Raw genomic sequence first — 16,037 nt, forward strand, 5'->3', positions numbered from 1 at the left:
GGAGGGACAGGCTAGATCAGTTCCGTCAGCGTATCGCTGAGCCGGACCAGTTCGTGGTCGTGGGATGCGACCAGCACCGCAATTCCATCCGACGTGGTGTCCTTCAGGATGCTGATGATCCGGTTGGCCGACGCGCGGTCCAGGCTGGCGGTGGGCTCGTCCACGACGAGGACCCGGGTTCCCAGGATCAGTGCACGCGCGATCGCGACGCGCTGGCGTTCACCTCCGGAGAGCTGCGCGGGACGGTGCCGCATGCGGCGTCCGAGTCCCACCAGGTCCAGGAGGTCCTTGGCCATATCCCGGCGCTGGTCAACTTCGCCGTCGGGAACTGCGGGCAGCAGGACGTTTTCCAGGGCGCTCATGCCGTCGATCAGGGCGCCGCCCTGGTCGACGTAGCCGATGAGTGCCCGACGGCGGTCAGCGATTTCGTCGTCGCCCATGCTTTCAAGGGAATCGCCTTCCCAAAAAACGCGGCCGGACGTCGGCAGGGTCAGCCCCGCGCCGACGGTGAGGATGCTCGTCTTGCCGGAACCGCTGCGGCCGGCGACGCAGTGCATCTCGCCGGCGTGCAGGGTGAGGTCGAAATTCTCCACCACCGTGACGGCTTCGGCGCCGCCCTTGCCTCCGCCGTAGCGGATGGTGATGTCGCTCAGCTCCAGCGGGGTGGCGTGATCCGTGGACTTGACGATGGTGTTGGCACGGGTCTGCAGGGGGACCTCACCGGAGCCGGCCCTGCGGCTCCGCTGGACGTTGGTCGGGTTTGTCATTGGACTACTTTCGTTGCAATCGGAATCCAGCAAAGTACAGCCAGGAGGCCGGCCAAACCGGCCCACAGTGCTGCGTAGGGGGCCAGGAGCAGGCCGATCCCCAGTGCGCCCAGGACGCCGAGCGGCAGGGCCACGGTGCCCACGAGGGCGTTCTCGAACAGGCGGACCTGGCGCAGCATGTCCGGGTTCCAGCCCATCGCCGCCAGGATGGCCAGGTACTGGCGCTTCGCATTGAGCTCAAACCGGCCAGTGACCAGCGTCAGGACCAGGCCCACCAGCACTCCGGCCAGTGCCAGCAGGATGCTGGGCAGGGCCACGCTCGTGGCGGCGAGCCCGCTGAGCGCGCTGGCGCCGGCCGCGCGGGGGATGTCGATCAGGAGCGCGATGAGTCCGCCCACCGCGGCGCCGAAGACACCGACTGCCACCGCGAGCGACAGGGTATTGAACTTGTTGGTGGCCAGCTGCCGGTTGGCGAAGGTCAGCGGGGAGTCCACCGGAATGAGCCGCTCGTCATGCTGCGGCTCCTGGTCGATCTCGTCGCGGTGGCGCAGCTGCCGGGCGGCGAAGTATGCTGCGCCGGCGTACAGTGCCAGCACCGCCGCTGAGACAAGGACTGTGGGCAGGCTCCAGCTGACCAGGCTGAGGACGATGCCGGCGGCGGCCAGCAGGACCGCGCCGACTCCGAATTCCTCCAGGACCCAGTTGCGGATGCGCCGCTGCGTCCAGCCCATGGCCCGGAGGGTGCCGGCTTCCGTCCTTCGCTTGCGGATGTAGCTGACGGTGGAAGCACCGGTCAGCAGAGCCGCACCGCACAGGGTGAGGAAGAGCAGGGTGATGTTCGTCCCGGAGAGGGAGCCGGACACGGCATCAGCGGCGTCCTGGCGGACCCACGACTGGGTGACGGTGCCCAGGTCGGATTCCTTGCCGGCGTCGTCCTTGGAATATCCGGGGACGAAAATGCTGGCGTCTTCCCGGGCAGAACCTGCCACGATGGTGGCTTCCAGGCCCATGTCTCTGATTTCCGCGGCGAGTTTCTCGACCTCCGGCTGGGCTTCCTTCCAGCTGCCCGGCGCCGCGGCACGGACGCGGACGGCGTCGATGACCGCTGCGTTGTCCGTGTAGCCGCGCGCCGCGGCAAGTCCGTAGTAGTCCGTGATGGCACCGGCGGACTGGCTGGCCAGGCCCGTGGCGCTCAGGGAGGGCTTCAGCTCTGCGGCCTGCACCTCCTTGCCCTGAGCGTCCTGGACCAGGGTGTAGGGGGTCGGGTCGTAGCCGCCGAGCGGCAGCTTGTTGACGTCGCCGGCGGCTTCCGCCACGGTGGCCGGGCTGAACGTGCCGTAGACCATGGCGAGCGGTGCCGCGACCTTCTCCCCCGTTTCCAGGTTTTCGCGGTAGGAGCGTTCATCCACCGGTTCCCGCTGCGTCTGGTCCACGGGGGCGCCGTTGGCGCCCGTCTCGGGCAGCCGGTTCACCGTGACCCATTCACCGGGCACCGCAGTCTTGGCGACGGCGCCGTTGGCTGCAGTCTCGCCGTCAGTGTATTTGGGCGCCGCGGCGAAGTCGGTGCTCCATTCCGCGGGCGTGTACAGGCCCTGGTTGAAGTTGCCGGTCTTGCCGAGCAGGGCAGAGTGGTCCGTCGATCCGGGCCAGTCCAGCGCGAACGGGTCCTTGGATACGAAAGGCAGGTAGTCCTTGTCCAGCGACCGCGAGGCCGTGCCGACTTCCTTGACCACTTTGCCGGCGTCGTCGATTTCTTCGATCTTGACGTTGTACTTGAGGTCCAGCGAAGTGCCCTCGCGCACGATCAGCGGGATCGCCTGCGAGTCTTCGGTCAGCTGGCCGCTGCGCTTGGCCTGCTGGTACTGGGTCATCAGGGGTGCCCAGTACTTAAGCTTCACGCCAAGGAAGTCCGGTCCCTCGTCGAGCTCCTCCAGGCTGATGCCGTTGGTGAAGAGGCCTTCGAAGTAGCGGCCGATCGCTCCGGCGTCGCGGGCATCTGCCGGCGGTGCCTTCTCCAGCGGCGCCAGGAAGTCGCCGGCGGAACCCAGCAGCGCACGTTCGGCCGCAGGGTCCACAGCCACCACGGACTCGGTGACCTCGGGGGCCAGGGGCAGCGAAATCGAGGCATTGAAGAGGTTGTGCTCGGAGCCTCCGGCCGGAGCCGGGAACTTGATGCCGGTTTCGCCTTCCGGCGCGGCAATGCGGATGCTCTTGCCACCCTCTGTCTGTTCCTCCACCAGCTTCGCTTTGCCCAGCGTGCCTTCCGCGGTGGATTTGAACAGCGTGGTCTCGGAAACACCGTCGGAGCTGACTGCGGTGGCGGTGAGGCGGTACTTGGTCGGCTCGTCATTGAGCACCGACTCCGCTGCCGGCCACTGCTCCGGGGCAGTGGCTCCTGCCGCCTGGTCCGCCGCCGCGGTCCCGGCAAGGCCTGCGTTGTAACCGAGGAAGTCCATGGCGTCCAGGCGGGGCGATTCAAGGTTCTGCGTGACCCGGGAGACCAAACTGATGGGGGCGGCAACGGACGTTCCGGAAAGGTTCCGGATGGCTTCGAGCTGGTCGAAGGTGATCCCGCCGGAACCGTTGGCGATGTCCGGCTGCATCAGCGCACCCGAGCCTGCCTTGGTCTGGACAAGGACGTCGTAGAGTCCGCGTGAATTTTCATCCACGGTCCGGTTGAGGGCAGCCTGCGACTGTCCCTGGACGAGGACCGACAAGCACATGGCTGCGATCAAGATGGCCGCGGTCAACAGCAGCACTTTGCTTCTGATGAACCTCTGGACGGCGTTCATTAATCTCCCTGGAACCTGGTTTGCGTGCGCACTGACATGCCCGCCGCCGGCGGACACGGACGATGACGGACGGATGTGCAAAAGGTATTGGCCGGTCTGCGGGCCTGGTCCCGGAACGGGACCCAGCCATTGTAAGCAGACCGGCCAATCATACGTGGACCCGGACGGACACGCCCACCCGGAAAGGAGGCCGTCGGCGTTGCGCCGGAGTCCCCCACACGGTGTTCCTTAGTCCTCCAGGTCCACTTCCCGGACCATGTCCGCGCCAATGCCGGCCTTGATGGCATCGAGCACCTGCTGCGGGACGGAGCTGTCGATGGTGAGGAGCGCCAGCACCTGTCCGCCCTCGTCCGAGCGTGCCACCTGCATGCCGGCGATATTGATGTTGTTCATTCCCAGGATGTGGCCGATGGTGCCGATCACGCCGGGCCGGTCCGTGTAGGCGACCACCACCAGGTGCTCGCTGATGGGAATCTCGACTTCGAAGCCATTGATCCCCACGAGCTTCTCCACCTGCTTGGGTCCGGTGAGCGTACCGGCCACTGAGATCTGGCTGCCGTCGCTGAGGGCACCGCGCAGGGTCAGGACGTTGCGGTAGGACTCGGTCTCCGGGGTGGTGATGAGGCGGACGTTGATGCCGCGCTGCTCCGCGATGACCGGGGCGTTGACGTAGGAGACCTGCTCGGTCACCACGTCGGCGAAGATTCCCTTCAACGCCGCCAGTTCGAGGACCTTGACGTCCAGCGAAGAGATTTCCCCGGCCACTTCGACGTCGAACTGCGTCAGCGAGTCGTGAGTCAGTGCGGTGAAGATCCGGCCCAGCTTCTCCACCAGGGCGATACCGGGGCGTACGTCCGGTGCGATGATGCCACCGGCCACGTTGACCGCGTCCGGCACCAGTTCGCCGGCCAGCGCCAGACGGACGGACCTGGCTACCGAAACGCCGGCCTTCTCCTGTGCCTCATCGGTCGACGCGCCCAGGTGCGGGGTGACCACCACGTTGTCCAGTTTGAAGAAGGGCAGGTCCGTGCTGGGTTCCTTGGAGAACACATCCACGCCCGCACCGGCGATGTCGCCGTCCTGAAGGGCGGTGAAGAGCGCCTCTTCGTCCACCAGGCCACCGCGGGCCACGTTGATGACGTAGGCGGAGTTCTTCATCTTCTTGAAGGCGTCCGCGCCCAGCATGCCCACCGTCTCGGGCGTCTTGGGCATGTGGATGGTGATGAAGTCGGACTGGGCCAGGAGTTCATCCAGGGTGACCAGCTGCACGCCGAGCTGGGCGGCCCGGGCAGAGGTGATGTAGGGATCGTAAGCCAGGATCTTGGTGTCGAAGCCCTTGAGCCGGGCCGCCACGAGAGCGCCGATCCGGCCGAGGCCGATGATTCCGATCTTCTTTTCGAACAGTTCGATGCCGGTGTACTTGGAGCGCTTCCATTCCCCGTCCTTGAGGGCGGCACTCGCCTGTGGAATGTGGCGGGCCAGGCTCAGGATGTGGCCCACGGTGAGCTCGGCGGCGGAAACGATGTTGGAGGTGGGCGCGTTGACCACCATGACGCCGGCCTGGGTGGCCGCCTTGATGTCCACGTTGTCCAGTCCGACGCCGGCACGGGCAATGACTTTCAGGTTCTTCGCCGCGGCAATCGCCTCCGCATCCACCTGGGTGGCCGAACGGACCAGGATGGCGTCAACGTCGGTGATCGCCGAGAGGAGCTGGGAACGGTCGGAGCCGTCTGTCTGGCGGATTTCAAAGTCCGGGCCGAGGGCCTCCACGGTGGCGGGGGAAAGTTCTTCGGCGAGCAGTACTACGGGTTTTGACACGGCTGATCCTCTGCGTTGCAGTCCTGGGGATGGAACAAGTCTAGGCCGACGGAAAGGCCGGGCTCACATTGTTAAGTGTGAACCCGGCCCCGGCGCCGATGGCGTGGCGAACGGCTGGCTGCCTTAGCGGGCAGCGGAGCCTTCGACGTAGTCCACGTCCTGCTGCTGCCAGGAGAAGAGGGAACGCAGCTCGCGGCCCACGGCCTCGATGGGGTGCTGCTCGGCCTTGGCACGCAGTTCCTTGAACTCCACGGCGCCGTTGTCCTGGTCCTCGATGAACCGCTTGGCGAACGCGCCGGACTGGATGTCGGCCAGGACGGCCTTCATGTTTTCCTTCACCTCGGGGGTGATGACGCGCGGGCCGGAGACGTAGTCGCCGTACTCTGCGGTGTCGGAGACGCTCCAGCGCTGCTTGGCAATGCCGCCTTCCCACATCAGGTCCACGATGAGCTTCAGCTCGTGCAGGACTTCGAAGTAGGCGATCTGGGGCTGGTAACCGGCCTCGGTCAGGGTCTCGAAGCCGTACTGGACCAGCTGGGACACACCGCCGCAGAGAACCGCCTGCTCGCCGAAGAGGTCCGTCTCGGTCTCTTCGGTGAAGGTGGTCTGGATGACGCCGGCGCGGGTGCCGCCGATTGCCTTGGCGTAGGACTTGGCGAGGTCCCAGGCGGAGCCGGAAGCGTCCTGCTCCACGGCGATGATGTCCGGGATGCCGCGGCCCGCTTCAAATTCGCGGCGGACGGTGTGGCCCGGCGCCTTCGGCGCGACGAGGATGACGTCGACGCCCTCCGGTGCCTGGATGTAGCCGAAGCGGATGTTGAAGCCGTGGGCGAAGGCAAGGGCCTTGCCCGGGGTCAGCTTGTCCTTGATTGAGTCGTTGTAGATGGCGCGCTGGTGCTGGTCCGGCGCGAGAATCATGATGACGTCGGCCCATTCGGCGGCGTCGGCAACGTTCTTGACCGTGAAGCCGGCTTCTTCTGCCTTGGCCGTGGACTTGGAGCCGTCCTTGAGCGCGATGACGACCTCGACGCCGGAATCGCGCAGGTTCAGTGCGTGGGCGTGGCCCTGGGATCCGTAGCCAACGATGGCGACCTTGCGGCCCTGGATGATCGACAGGTCTGCGTCGTCGTCGTAGAACATTTCAGTCACTTGCGTAACTCCTCTTGAGTGGTGTGTAGATATTTGTCTGGTGGTGCTGCGGTTACGGGCGCCTACGCGGAGCGCAGCGCCCGGTCACTCATGGAGCGGGATCCCCGTCCAACGGCCAGGGTGCCGGACTGCACGATTTCGCGGATGCCGAAGGGCTCAAGCACCGAGAGCAGTGCCGTGAGCTTTTCGGGGTGGCCGGTTGCCTCAATGACGACGGAATCGGTGGAAACGTCCACCACTGAGGCGCGGAACAGGTCTGCAGCCTGGGTGACCTGCAGGCGTGTTGCGGCATCCGCACGTACCTTGACCAGGATGTGGTCTCGCTGTACGGAAGATTCGGGGGTCAGCTCAACGATCTTGATGACGTTGATCAGCTTGTTGAGCTGCTTGGTGACCTGTTCGATCAGGTCGCCGTCGGCGTCGACCACGACGGTCATCCGGGACACGCCCGGGACCTCCGTGGGGCCGACGGCCAGGGAGTTGATGTTGAAGGCGCGGCGGGCGAAGAGGCTGGCTACCCGGGTCAGGACACCCGGCTTGTCCTCCACCAGCACGGACAGTGTGTGACGGCTCATGGCCTAGTCCTCCTCTTCCCATTCCGGGGTCATGTTGCGGGCAACCTGGATCTGGTCGTTGCTCACGCCGGCGGGCACCATCGGCCACACCATGGAGTTGGGGCTCACCACGAAGTCGATGACCACCGGTCGGTCATTGATTTCGAGGGCCTTCTGGATGGTGGCATCGATGTCCTCGTCGCGTTCACACCGGAAGGACGCACAGCCGTAGGCCTCGCCCAGTTTAACGAAGTCCGGGATGCGGACGGTGTCGTGGCCGGTGTTGAGGTCTGTGTTGGAGTAACGGCCTTCGTAGAAGAGCGTCTGCCACTGGCGCACCATGCCCAGCGAGGAGTTGTTGATGACGGCAACCTTGATGGGGATCTTGTTGATGGCGCAGGTGGCCAGCTCCTGGTTGGTCATCTGGAAGCAGCCGTCGCCGTCGATGGCCCAGACCACACGGTCCGGCTCCCCCACCTTGGCGCCCATGGCGGCCGGAACGGCGTATCCCATGGTGCCGGCGCCGCCGGAGTTCAGCCAGGCATGCGGGCGCTCATACTTGATGAACTGCGCGGCCCACATCTGGTGCTGGCCCACACCCGCAACATACACGCCTTCAGGTCCGGTAAGGGCGCCGATGCGCTCAATGACCTTCTGCGGGGCAGTGAGGCCGTCGTCCGGCTCGGTCCAGCCGAGGGGGTAGGTCTCCTTGAGGTTGTTCAGGAAGGCCCACCAGGTGGTCAGGTCAGGGGTGCCGGCCACCTCGAACTGTGCGCGGACCGCGTCCGTCAGCTCGGGGATGATCTCCTTGACGGAGCCGACGATGGGGACATCGGCGGTGCGGTTCTTGGAGATTTCGGCGGGGTCGATGTCCGCGTGGATGACCTTGGCCGTGGGCGCGAAGGTCTTCAGGACACCGGTGACGCGGTCGTCGAAGCGGGCGCCCAGGGTAATCAGGAGGTCGGCCTGCTGGAGCGCGGTGACGGCGGAGACGCTGCCATGCATGCCGGGCATGCCCACGTGCTGGAGATGCGAGTCCGGGAAAACTCCCTTGGCCATCAGGGTGGTGACCACGGGAGCTCCGGTTGCTTCCGCCAGGGCCATAAGCTCGGCGGAGGCGTGGGCCTTCACCACGCCGCCGCCCACGTACAGGACCGGCTTGCTGGAAGCGGCAATCAGCTTGGCGGCTTCGCGCACCTGCTTATTGTGGCCGCGGGTCACGGGGCGGTAGCCGGGCAGGTCGATCTTCGGCGGCCACGAGAAGGTCATCTGGCCCACCTGGGCGTCCTTGGCCACGTCCACCAGGACGGGGCCGGGGCGGCCGGTGGAGGCCAGGTGGAAGGCCTCGGCCATGACATGCGGGATGTCGTTGGGGTCGGTCACCAGGAAGGAATGCTTGGTGATGGGCATGGTGATGCCCACGATGTCCGCCTCCTGGAAAGCATCGGTGCCAATGACGCCGCTGGACACCTGGCCGGTGATGGCCACCATCGGCACGGAGTCCATGTGGGCATCCATGATGGCGGTAACGAGGTTGGTGGCTCCCGGGCCGGAGGTGGCGATGCAGACGCCCACCCGGCCGGTAACCATGGCGTAGCCTTGCGCGGCGTGGCCGGCTCCCTGTTCGTGACGGACCAGCACGTGATTCATGCTGGAGGCCATCAAGGGGTCGTAGGTGGGCAGGATCGCGCCACCGGGCAAACCGAAAATATCGTCGACGCCGAGTTCTTCGAGCGAACGGACAATAGCTTGCGAGCCGGTCATCACCGTTGGGGGTACAACGTTGTTCGGCCCAAGGACAGGAGAGGCGGCAGCAAGGTCGGCGACGGCGGCGTTGTCAGCCATCCGGTCGGCACGGTCCGAAGCCTTGGGGGCTCCGGCGGACTTGGCGGCCATCAGCGAGGGGCTGATCGGCGATCCTTTGCTCATCGGACTCTTCCTTGTGGATCATCTTGTTTCGTGGAACTGCGGGGAATAAAAAAACCCCTCAGCCTGACGGCTCTTCGAGGGGTTCGCGCGTGACGGTTCGTTACCGGGGCTAGTGTGCCACGCGCTTGGTAAGTACGACGACGGTGCCGATAACGAAGGTCATGCGTTCAGTTTTCCCTCTGGCTGAGACAGGTGTCAACGAAGACCGGACCCATCTCACCATGTGGACGCCGTTGTCCACGGGGTGATCCGAACCCCGAACGTCCGGCGCGGGCGCCGTCAGCCCGGGGCCCTTTGGATCACCCCTTATTAGGCCCTTCCACCCCAGGCGGGCACCATCCCCCGCCGAAGGCTTCGGGCCCGCGCGTCACCCGCAGTATGCGCCCGTGCTGGCGCTGTGCACCAGCTTGGCGTATTTGGCCAGGACACCCTTGGTGTAACGTGCCGGAAGCGGCTCCCAGCCCACCTTGCGGGCCTCGAGTTCGGCGTCGTCCACCAGCAGGTCGAAGCTGCGCGCGGCGATGTCCACCCGGATCCTGTCGCCGTCCTTGACGAAGGCGATGGGGCCGCCGTCGACCGCTTCCGGCGCAACGTGCCCGATGCACAGGCCCGTGGTGCCGCCCGAGAACCGGCCGTCGGTCAGGAGCAGGACGTCCTTGCCCAGCCCGGCACCCTTGATGGCGCCGGTGATGGCGAGCATTTCGCGCATGCCCGGGCCGCCCTTGGGGCCTTCGTAGCGGATGACGACGACGTCTCCGGCCTTGATCCGGCCGTTGTCCAGCGCGTCCAGGGCGCCCTGTTCACGCTCGAAGACGCGGGCGGTGCCCTCAAAGACGTCGGCGTCGAAGCCGGCGCTCTTCACGACCGCGCCTTCCGGGGCCATGGTGCCGTGCAGGATGGTGATGCCGCCGGTCTTGTGGATCGGATTGTCCAGCGCGCGCAGGATCTTGCCGTCAACGTCCGGCGGGTTGATCGCCTCGAGGTTTTCGGCGACGGTCTTGCCCGTGACGGTGAGGCAGTCCCCGTGCAGCAGGCCGGCGTCGAGCAGTGCCTTCATGATGACCGGCACGCCGCCGATCTTGTCGACGTCCGTCATCACGTAGCGGCCGAAGGGCTTGAGGTCGCCAAGGTGCGGGATCTTGTCGCCGATGCGGTTGAAGTCGTCCAGCGTCAGCTCGACTTCGGCTTCGCGGGCGATGGCAAGGAGGTGGAGCACGGCGTTGGTGGAGCCGCCGAATGCCATGGTGACGGCGATAGCGTTCTCGAAGGCCTTCTTGGTCATGATGTCCCGGGCGGTGATGCCCTGGCGCAGCAGGTTGACCACGGCTTCGCCGGACTTGCGGGCGAACTCATCTCGACGGCGGTCTGCCGAGGGCGGGGCTGCGGAGCCGGGCAGGGACATGCCCAGGGCCTCACCGATGCAGGCCATGGTGTTGGCGGTGTACATGCCGCCGCAGGCACCTTCACCGGGGCAGATGGCCTTTTCGATCCGGGTCAGGTCCTCCATGCTCATCTTGCCCGCGGCGCAGGCGCCCACGGCTTCGAAGGCGTCGATGAGGGTGACTTCCTTTTCGGAGCCGTCCTCAAGCTTGACCCAGCCGGGCATGATGGAGCCGGCGTAGAGGAACACGCTGGACAGGTCCAGGCGGGCGGCGGCCATGAGCATGCCGGGAAGCGACTTGTCGCAGCCGGCCAGCAGCACGGATCCGTCAATGCGCTCAGCCTGCATGACGGTTTCCACGGAGTCTGCGATGACTTCGCGGGACACGAGGGAGAAGTGCATGCCCTCGTGTCCCATGGAGATGCCGTCGGAGACGGAGATGGTGCCGAACTGCATGGGGAAACCGCCGCCGGCGTGGACGCCTTCCTTGGCGCCCTGGGCCAGCCGGTTAAGGGAGAGGTTGCAAGGAGTGATTTCATTCCACGAGCTCGCGACACCGACCTGGGGCTTCGCGAAGTCGTCGTCCCCCATGCCGACCGCCCGGAACATGCCACGTGCGGGTGCAGCGTGGATTCCGTCGGTTACGACCCGGCTACGGGGTTTGATGTCAGGCTTGTTGTCGGTTGCGATGGTGGTCTCACTCATAGGGGAAAGTCTAGGGCTCCGCCCGCGCGCACCAGGACGGAAAAAGCGGCGAACGCCGTAATATCCGGAATATTTCTATCAAATAGTGGACTGACGTCCCACAATTTGGACACTACGGACGTGCCGGGACCGTGCGCGGTGGCCGCCGTCACGTTCCACTCCCCTGCTCAACGGCTTTCGCTTCCCAAGAGAGCATCGCGAGGACGTCGCGGACGGAGGTCCGTTCAGCAATGTCCGCACGGACCAGCGCAACGATGCTGCGGCGGGCCGCAACTCCTTCGAGTGGCCGCAGCACGAAGCCCCGCCCCTGGTTGCCCGTGGCGGTGTAACGGGGCAACAGGGAAAGCCCGTGCCCGGCACTCACCAGCGCTTCCAGGACCCGCAGGTCCGGGAACCGCTGGGCCTGCACCGCACTGCTTCCCGCCTGCTGCTCGATTTCCCGGAACACCGCGTCGAAGGGAAAGCCCTCCGGCACTCCCAGCCAGGGATAGCCCACCACGTCCTTTGCGGTCAGCCTGGTTTTGCCGGCAAGGGGGTGGCCGGCCGGAACCGCAACGTCCAGTGGTTCCTTCAGCAGGGGTACCACCGTGACTCCCTGCCGGGAGAAGACATCCGGACCGTCCACACTGTGGGCCAGGACGATGTCATAATCGGCCACGAGCTCAGGGAAGCCGGAAACGCCCGGGTCTTCCAGGCAGGCTTCGAGCTGGAGGCCGGGCACTGCCTTGACCCGGTTCAGCAGCCCGGGCAGGAACATTTCGGCTGCACTGGGAAAGAACGCCGCCCGGATATGCGCCTGCCAGCCCTGGCGGTAAGTGTCGATGGTCGCTTCGGCCTTCGCCATCGCGGTGGAAACCTCAGCGGCAGCAGTGGCCATGGCCCGGCCCGCTTCGGTCAGCCGGACGCCGCGGCCGGATTTTTCGATAAGCGCGACGCCCAGTTCGTCCTGGAGGGTGCGCAATTGCTGCGATACCGCGGAAGGGGTGACGTGGAGGGCCTCGGCGGCGGCCCCGACCGTTCCCCGGTCCGCCAATTCGCGCAGGATCTGCAGGCGCTTGAAGTCCATGTAGCGAGGCTACCGTCAGCACAGCCCAAACCGCGGGTGTGCTCAACAACGCGGGCCCCGGCGTCCTCTCTGGACAGCAGTGGGTGCCCGACGTAGCGTCGGGGTGGAGGCTACCGTTCCATCCAAACAGAAGGGCTTGCCATGGACATCGTTCTCTGGATCATTCTCATCGCCGTTGCAGTGGCCGTCGTGTGGTGGCTGCTGAACCGCAGCAGTTCCTCCCCCGCCCGGCCCGGCCACGATGATGCCCCGGCGGCGCACGCCGACGGTGCCCTCTCCCGCGGAGGCGCTGCTCCCTCTGCTGAGGCAGCGGCAACCACCGGACTTCCGGGCGCGGCCGGCTTCGGCGTTCCTGCGGAACCTGTCGCACCCACAACGGCAGAGGAGCCTGCGAACGCGGCGACGGGCGGCGGCCGGCCGGGCAGCGAATGGGAAACCCAGTGGTCCGAAGGCAGTGCGCCCGGCGCTACGGGGGACACTCCCGGGGCGCGCACAGGCACGGTCCCGGCCCCGGGCGGGGAACCGACCCACACTGCTGCTCCCGTGCATCACGCCGAGTACACGGACCGCCATGCGCCCACGCTTCCGGGCGCCGAGTCGGCCGCACTCGAGGAAGACGCTCGCGACGGCGCAGGTCACCACCACGCCGTCGCCGACGTTCCCGACGGCGCGGCTGCCGCAGAAACCATGGACCGGACGCAGTCTTCCGCGCTTGTGGAGACCGGCACTGACCGGATCCAGGATGAACCGGGCAATGCAGCACAGCCGGAGCCTGCCGGTCACTTGGCGGCCGACGAGCCGTACGGCGCCGGCTCTGTCGCCGCCAGTACGGACGGAACGGGCCCTGCGGGCTACCCCGTCAAAGGCGTAGCCACGGACATGGTCTACTACGACGAGGACCACCCCGCATATGGGGAAGCCCGTGCTGAGGTGTGGTTCGAGTCTGCCGCCCACGCGGAAGCAGCCGGTTTCCGGGCACCGCGCAGGCAGCGGCTTTAGGGCCTTCCAGGTGCAGCGCCGGCCCGCTTCGGGATCCACACCCGCTACGCCCCCATGATCCGCACCGGGCGCGCCAACGGCACAGGGCCCATGGTGGCCGCGGCTCTTCTCTTCCTCCTTGCCACCTGCAGCAGCCCGGACGCGGCGCCAACACAACGTCCCGGAGCCACGGTTCCATCCGCGTCAGGGACCAGCCCGGTGGCGGCAGCTGGCAGTTCCCCGGCCGCCAGCTCCAACGCATCCCCGTCCGGCGGCGCCGTCCGGGTCGCCGGCCGGCTGGACCTGCGGCTCGACATCCCATGGTCCGGAGTATTCCTGCCCGACGGTACCGCCGTCGTTTCCGAACGCGGCACCGCCGCGCTGAAGGCCGTGCGCGGAGCTGACGCCACCCTTATCGGTACGGTCCCGGGCGTGGCACCTGCCGGAGAAGGCGGCCTGTTGGGACTGGCACTCTCCCCCGGGTTCGCCACGGACAGGCTGCTCTACGCATACCTCACCTCCGACGCGGACAACCGGGTGGTGCGGCTTCGCCTGGCGGACTCCGGCAACGGCGCGCTGTCCCTCGGCGCCCCCGAGGTGGTATTTGCCGGCATCCCCAAGGCCGCGACACACAACGGAGGCCGCATCCGCTTCGGGCCGGACGGCTACCTCTATGTGGGCACCGGAGACTCGCAGCGCCGCGACCAGCCCCAGGACCCTGCGGCGCTGGGCGGGAAAATTCTCCGGCTCACACCGGACGGTGGCCCGGCGCCCGGCAATCCGTTCGGCAACGCCGTCTACAGCCTTGGCCATCGAAACGTCCAAGGGCTGGCGTGGGACACCGACGGGCGGTTGTGGGCCACTGAGTTCGGGCCGGACGTGGACGACGAACTGAACCTGATCCTGCCGGGCGCCAACTACGGGTGGCCGGAGGTCACCGGGGCACCCGGCAGGCCGGAGTTCCAGGACGCCAAAGTAGTCTGGCCCACCAGCGATGCTTCGCCCAGCGGACTCGAGATCGCGGGCTCCACGGCCTATGTTGGCGCCCTGCGCGGGCAGCGGCTTTGGACCATCCCCCTTTCCGGCGCCGAGGCCGGAAAACCTGTGGCCCATTTCACAGGAATGTATGGGCGGATCCGGGACGTGGTGCGGACCCCAGAGGGTGGTTTCTGGCTGCTCACCAACAACCAAAACCCTGATTTCGCGGTTGTTTTAGGGCCCGCCGGCTGATGCGGCAGGCACCCGGCCCGCCGATTTCACATGGGCGAAAAGTTCGTGTAGAGTTTCATGTCGTTGCGGAGAACAACGGGGAAACAAAAGCCCCGATGAGCAAAGCAAAGAAGATGCACCTCTAGCTCAATTGGCAGAGCAATTGACTCTTAATCAATGGGTTCCGGGTTCAAGTCCCGGGGGGTGCACCAAAGGGAAAACAACCCCTGGCCGGCGGAAACGCAGGCCAGGGGTTGTTTTGTTTTCTGATTGTTCCGTTTCCGGGAAGAAGCGCTGAACTGCACGCCCTTCCACCAGCGGAACAACACCGGGCGGAAACAAAAACGCGGCCTCCGGCCTGGGCCGGGGTCGCGTCGTGCGGCCCTCTCGTGGGACCGCGCTGGATGCCTTGGAGACCGGATCTTTTAAGGCGTATTGTCCACCAGTGCCGCGTTGGCCGGGGTGGAACCGAACTGGCTGGCCAGCTCGCGGACCACGGCCTGGAGTTCCTGCCGGAGGACTTCCGGGTCGATGGATGCGGAGGCCAGCACGGAGCGTTCCATCTCCACTGCGGCTGCAACTGCTTCCTTGCCTCGTTCGGTCAGCGACACAACGTGGCTCCGGCGGTCCGAGGTGCTGCGTACCCGGGCAATGTGGCCATGGGCTTCGAGCCTGCTGAGGGTCTTGCCCATCGTCTGGGCCTGGACCCGGACGTACTGGGCGAGCTGCGCCTGCGTCATGGGACCCTGGGCTTCCAGAACTTCGATGGCAATGACGCCCGCATGGGTCAGCCCGATCGCGGCAAGTTTTTCATTCCATGAGTGTTCAACGAGGCGCGCAGCAGTGGACAAGAGGCGCCCCGTGGGCCAGTGATCCATATCAGGCATACAAGCCAGTATAGCGAAATGCCGATTGGCACAGTCGAACACCCGTTACTAGGCTGGTGTGTCACCCCAGCAACCAGGAGAAAAACAATGGCTGAAAGACTTCTTACCGGTGACCAGGCACCGGCGTTCACGCTCACGGACTCCGCCGGTAAGGATGTCAGCCTCGCCCCCGGCAACGGCCGGAGCACCATTGTGTACTTTTATCCGGCAGCCTCCACGCCCGGGTGCACCAAGCAGGCGTGCGACTTCCGGGACAGCCTGGCATCCCTGCAGGCAGCCGGATACGACGTCCTGGGAATTTCCCCCGATCCCGTGGCCAAGCTTGCCAAATTCGCGGAAAAGGAAGCATTGACCTTCCCGCTGCTGTCCGATGCAGACCACGCCGTGGCCGAGGCCTACGGCGCGTGGGGAGAGAAGAAGAACTACGGAAAGACGTACGAGGGGCTTATCCGGTCCACTGTCGTCGTGGACTCGGACGGAAGGGTTGCCCTGGCCCAGTACAACGTCCGGGCCACGGGGCACGTCGCCAAACTCCGCCGGGACCTGGGCCTCGACAGTTAACTGTTCCGGACCCCGGGCGACGTTACAATGGAGACTGGCTTCCGCCGTCGTGCGTTTGGGCGCGCGTCTGAACAGCGGCAAGCTTTGCGCGAGTGGTGAAATTGGCAGACACGCAGGATTTAGGTTCCTGTGCCTTCGGGCGTGGGGGTTCAAGTCCCCCCTTGCGCACATTGTGACAGAACACCCCCAGCCTTCGGGCCGGGGGTGTTCTGCGTTTTCGACAGCCCCCCGAAAAACTCCT

General features: G+C 66.1%; 12 protein-coding genes and 2 tRNA genes. 5 read left to right on the forward strand and 9 right to left on the reverse strand.

All coding sequences use genetic code 11. The annotated features are described in order from the left end of the window. Nucleotides 1-11 precede the first annotated feature (11 nt). From ACIQCM_RS03040 to ACIQCM_RS03075, 8 genes are all read right to left on the reverse strand, one after another. Nucleotides 12-767, reverse strand: a complete 756-nt coding sequence (locus ACIQCM_RS03040; RefSeq protein WP_377215926.1) for an ABC transporter ATP-binding protein — start codon at nt 765-767, stop codon at nt 12-14. Continuing rightward, nucleotides 764-3,559, reverse strand: a complete 2,796-nt coding sequence (locus tag ACIQCM_RS03045; protein WP_400603358.1) for an ABC transporter permease — start codon at nt 3,557-3,559, stop codon at nt 764-766. The genes ACIQCM_RS03040 and ACIQCM_RS03045 overlap by 4 nt, the downstream gene beginning before the upstream one ends. Nucleotides 3,560-3,787: 228 nt before the next feature. Continuing rightward, nucleotides 3,788-5,377, reverse strand: a complete 1,590-nt coding sequence (gene serA / locus ACIQCM_RS03050) for a phosphoglycerate dehydrogenase (protein WP_400603357.1) — start codon at nt 5,375-5,377, stop codon at nt 3,788-3,790. A gap of 123 nt (nt 5,378-5,500) precedes the next feature. Next, nucleotides 5,501-6,526: a ketol-acid reductoisomerase gene (gene ilvC, locus ACIQCM_RS03055; protein WP_400603356.1), complete on the reverse strand. Its 1,026-nt coding sequence runs from the start codon at nt 6,524-6,526 to the stop codon at nt 5,501-5,503. 62 nt (nt 6,527-6,588) lie between these two features. Continuing rightward, nucleotides 6,589-7,101, reverse strand: a complete 513-nt coding sequence (ilvN, locus tag ACIQCM_RS03060) for an acetolactate synthase small subunit (protein ID WP_018768340.1) — start codon at nt 7,099-7,101, stop codon at nt 6,589-6,591. Between the two features lie 3 nt (nt 7,102-7,104). Further along, entirely contained in the window at nt 7,105-9,009 is a 1,905-nt protein-coding gene (locus tag ACIQCM_RS03065; RefSeq protein WP_400603355.1) for an acetolactate synthase large subunit, read from the reverse strand. A 367-nt stretch (nt 9,010-9,376) separates the two neighbouring features. Continuing rightward, the gene (ilvD, locus tag ACIQCM_RS03070) at nt 9,377-11,095 is read right to left on the reverse strand and encodes a dihydroxy-acid dehydratase (RefSeq protein WP_400603354.1); all 1,719 of its coding nucleotides are present in this window, start codon (nt 11,093-11,095) and stop codon (nt 9,377-9,379) included. Between the two features lie 148 nt (nt 11,096-11,243). After that, nucleotides 11,244-12,161 (reverse strand): LysR family transcriptional regulator, encoded by a 918-nt coding sequence (locus ACIQCM_RS03075; RefSeq protein WP_400603353.1) that lies wholly within the window; start codon nt 12,159-12,161, stop codon nt 11,244-11,246. Nucleotides 12,162-12,302: 141 nt separating this feature from the next. Here ACIQCM_RS03075 and ACIQCM_RS03080 point away from each other — a divergent pair, with 141 nt between their 5' ends. From ACIQCM_RS03080 to ACIQCM_RS03090, 3 genes are all read left to right on the forward strand, one after another. After that, nucleotides 12,303-13,160 (forward strand): hypothetical protein, encoded by an 858-nt coding sequence (locus ACIQCM_RS03080; RefSeq protein WP_400603352.1) that lies wholly within the window; start codon nt 12,303-12,305, stop codon nt 13,158-13,160. Between the two features lie 54 nt (nt 13,161-13,214). Then, the gene (locus ACIQCM_RS03085; protein ID WP_400603351.1) at nt 13,215-14,369 is read left to right on the forward strand and encodes a PQQ-dependent sugar dehydrogenase; all 1,155 of its coding nucleotides are present in this window, start codon (nt 13,215-13,217) and stop codon (nt 14,367-14,369) included. A gap of 115 nt (nt 14,370-14,484) precedes the next feature. After that, nucleotides 14,485-14,560, forward strand: a tRNA-Lys gene (locus tag ACIQCM_RS03090). Nucleotides 14,561-14,773: 213 nt separating this feature from the next. Here ACIQCM_RS03090 and ACIQCM_RS03095 read toward each other — a convergent pair. Beyond that, complete coding sequence (locus ACIQCM_RS03095; RefSeq protein ID WP_400604264.1) at nt 14,774-15,226, reverse strand: MarR family winged helix-turn-helix transcriptional regulator; 453 nt, start codon at nt 15,224-15,226, stop codon at nt 14,774-14,776. Between the two features lie 96 nt (nt 15,227-15,322). On the opposite strand from ACIQCM_RS03095, the gene bcp reads away from it, so the two are divergent. Next, nucleotides 15,323-15,796: a thioredoxin-dependent thiol peroxidase gene (gene bcp / locus ACIQCM_RS03100; protein ID WP_400603350.1), complete on the forward strand. Its 474-nt coding sequence runs from the start codon at nt 15,323-15,325 to the stop codon at nt 15,794-15,796. 86 nt (nt 15,797-15,882) lie between these two features. Continuing rightward, nucleotides 15,883-15,964: transfer RNA gene (locus tag ACIQCM_RS03105), tRNA-Leu, on the forward strand. The last annotated feature ends 73 nt before the right edge of the window (nt 15,965-16,037 follow it).

The organism is Pseudarthrobacter sp. NPDC092439 (assembly GCF_044754945.1).
Classification (GTDB): domain Bacteria; phylum Actinomycetota; class Actinomycetes; order Actinomycetales; family Micrococcaceae; genus Arthrobacter.